Source organism: Xanthomonas sp. SHU 199 (assembly GCF_000364665.1).
GTDB classification, from domain to species: domain Bacteria; phylum Pseudomonadota; class Gammaproteobacteria; order Xanthomonadales; family Xanthomonadaceae; genus Xanthomonas_A; species Xanthomonas_A sontii.
Genome location: NZ_AQOI01000247.1, coordinates 1 through 2,589 on the forward strand (window position 1 = coordinate 1; position 2,589 = coordinate 2,589).

Genomic DNA, 2,589 nt, shown 5'->3' on the forward strand with positions numbered 1-2,589 from the left:
CGGCACGGCTCGACGACCAGGCGCCACTGCAGCCGCTGCCGGCCGAGTGAACCGCCCGGCGCAATTGCGCCACCGCCGTCCGCCAGGTATAGTGCGCGGCTTCGTCGTGCCTGTCATCGGCCGATGGACCGTCCACGCCGGACGCACCGGCGAATTCACACCTGCCGCCATCGCCCGTGCCGGGGTGCTCCGCAAGGAGTTCGGCCACGGAGGCGGCAGGGAGGCCCAACCCCGGAATCGTCGTGCGGCTCGCAAGGCCGCCGTCATGCGCGCGCTTCACACATTCCTGCCCGCGCACGGCCGGTTCCCCATCAGGAGTCACTGCAATGCCTCAGGTCACCATGCGTCAGATGCTGGAAGCCGGCGTCCACTTCGGCCACCAGACCCGCTACTGGAACCCCAAGATGGCGCCGTACATCTTCGGCGCGCGCGGCAAGATCCACATCATCAACCTCGAGAAGACGGTTCCGCTGTTCAACGACGCGATGAACTTCATCTCCAGCGTTGCGCAGAAGCGCGGCACCATCCTGTTCCTGGGCACCAAGCGCAGTGCCCGCGACGCGGTGAAGGAAGAAGCCGAGCGTTGCGGCCAGCCGTTCATGACCCAGCGCTGGCTGGGCGGCACGCTGACCAACTTCCGCACCGTCAAGCAGTCGGTGGCGCGCCTGAAGGAGCTGGAAGCGGCCGAAACCGACGGCACCTTCGACAAGCTGGTCAAGCACGAAGTGCTGACCCTGCGCCGCGAGCGCGACAAGCTGGAAGCCTCGCTGGGCGGCATCAAGGAAATGAACCGTCTGCCGGACGCCCTGTTCGTCATCGACATCGGCCATGAAGACATCGCCATCAAGGAAGCCAAGAAGCTCGGCATCCCGGTGATCGCGGTGGTCGACACCAACTACAACCCGGACCTGGTCGACTACGCCATCCCGGGCAACGACGACGCCATCCGCGCCGTGCAGCTGTACGCCCGTGCCGCCGCCGACGCCGTGCTGGAAGGCAAGGCCGCTGCGCCGAACGCCGCCAGCGTGCGCGAGGAAGAGTTCGCCGAGGGCGGCGACGACAAGGGCCGCGGCCCGCGCAAGAACGGCAAGAAGGCCGAAGAGACCGCTCCCGCCGCCGAGTAACCGGCGCGCCATGCGGCTGCGCGATCATGCGCAGCCGCCGCCCGGCGCGTTCGGCGCGCCCGGCTTCGCGAGCGCCGCCTGCGGCGCCCGCTTCCCAGATCTACCGGCCGGCCGCAAGCCGGCCTTTTCCCACCTTTCGTGAGGACATCCCGTGGAAATCACTGCTTCCCTGGTCAAGGAACTGCGCGAGCGCACCGGCGCCGGCATGATGGAGTGCAAGAAGGCACTCACCGAGAACGCCGGCAACATCGACAACGCCGCCGAGTGGCTGCGCAAGTCGGGCCTGGCCAAGGCCGACAAGAAGGCCGACCGCGTCGCCGCCGAAGGCCGCATCGCGATGGCCCAGGACGGCGGCAAGGCGGTCCTGGTCGAAATCAACTCCGAGACCGACTTCGTCGCCAAGGACAACAACTTCCTGGCCTTCACCGACGCCGTCGTCCAGGCCGCCCTGGCCTCCGGCGCCGCCGACGTGGAGGCGCTGAAGAGCGCCAAGCTGCCCAGCGGCGAGACCGTCGAGGAAGCCCGTGCCGCGGTCATCGCCAAGGTCGGCGAGAACGTGCAGGTGCGCCGCCTGGTGCGCATCGACAGCGCCAACAACGTCGCCGCCTACGTGCACGGCGGCCGCATCGGCGTGCTGGTCGAGGTCAAGGGCGGCGACGCCGACCTGGCCCGCGGCATCGCCATGCACATCGCGGCGATGAACCCGCCGCACGTCAAGGCGTCCGACGTCCCGGCCGAGTTCGTGGCCAAGGAAAAGGAAATCGAGCTGGCCAAGATGTCGGAGAAGGACAAGGCCAAGCCGGCCGACATCCTGGAGAAGATCATCAGCGGCAAGATCGCCAAGATCGTCAACGAGGTCACCCTGTACGGCCAGCCCTACGTGCTGAACACCGACCAGACCGTGGAGCAGGCGGTGAAGGCCGCCGGCGCCGACGTGGTCGGCTTCCAGCGCCTGGCCGTGGGCGAAGGCATCGAGAAGGTGGTGGAAGACTACGCCGCCGAAGTGATGAAGCAGGCCGGCCTGGCCTGATCCCGCTCCCGGGAAGAAAAGAGCCGCGCTTGTCGCGGCTTTTTTTTTACGGGTGTACGCTGCGCAGGCCGGGACAGGCCGCTCCCCCACCTCTCATTCCATGCCGTATCGGAAGTGCATGCATCCTGAACTCGAAGCGATCCTGAGTCACTCCCGCGACCTGCCATCGCCCCCCGGCGTTGCCTTGCGCATCATCGAACTGGCGCAGGATGCGGACGTGGACCTGGCCGCGACCGCCGATGCGATCGCCATGGACATGGCACTGAGCGCGCGCATGCTGCGCATCGCCAATTCCCCGCTGTACGCCAGCCGGCGTCGCGTCGACAACCTGGGCCAGGCGCTGACCATGCTCGGCCTCAACGCCGCGCTGAGCCTGGCCCTGGGCTTCTCGATGGTGCAGAGCCTGCGCGGCGGCAGCGGCGAGCCGCAGGAACG

General features: G+C 67.9%; 4 protein-coding genes. 3 read left to right on the top strand and 1 reads right to left on the bottom strand.

Annotation, left to right across the window (positions count from 1 at the left end; translation table 11 throughout):
• On the bottom strand, positions 1-208 hold a 208-nt coding region (locus D183_RS27995), incomplete at its 3' end, for a hypothetical protein (RefSeq protein ID WP_232757250.1).
• Positions 209-326: 118 nt separating this feature from the next.
• On the opposite strand from D183_RS27995, the gene rpsB reads away from it, so the two are divergent.
• The 3 genes from rpsB to D183_RS24380 form a co-directional block, all read left to right on the top strand.
• Positions 327-1,124: a 30S ribosomal protein S2 gene (rpsB, locus tag D183_RS0109810; protein WP_017908839.1), complete on the top strand. Its 798-nt coding sequence runs from the start codon at positions 327-329 to the stop codon at positions 1,122-1,124.
• Positions 1,125-1,275: 151 nt separating this feature from the next.
• Complete coding sequence (gene tsf, locus D183_RS0109815) at positions 1,276-2,154, top strand: translation elongation factor Ts (RefSeq protein ID WP_017908840.1); 879 nt, start codon at positions 1,276-1,278, stop codon at positions 2,152-2,154.
• A gap of 118 nt (positions 2,155-2,272) precedes the next feature.
• Positions 2,273-2,589: HDOD domain-containing protein (locus tag D183_RS24380; RefSeq protein WP_157835199.1), on the top strand; the 317-nt coding region annotated here is incomplete at its 3' end.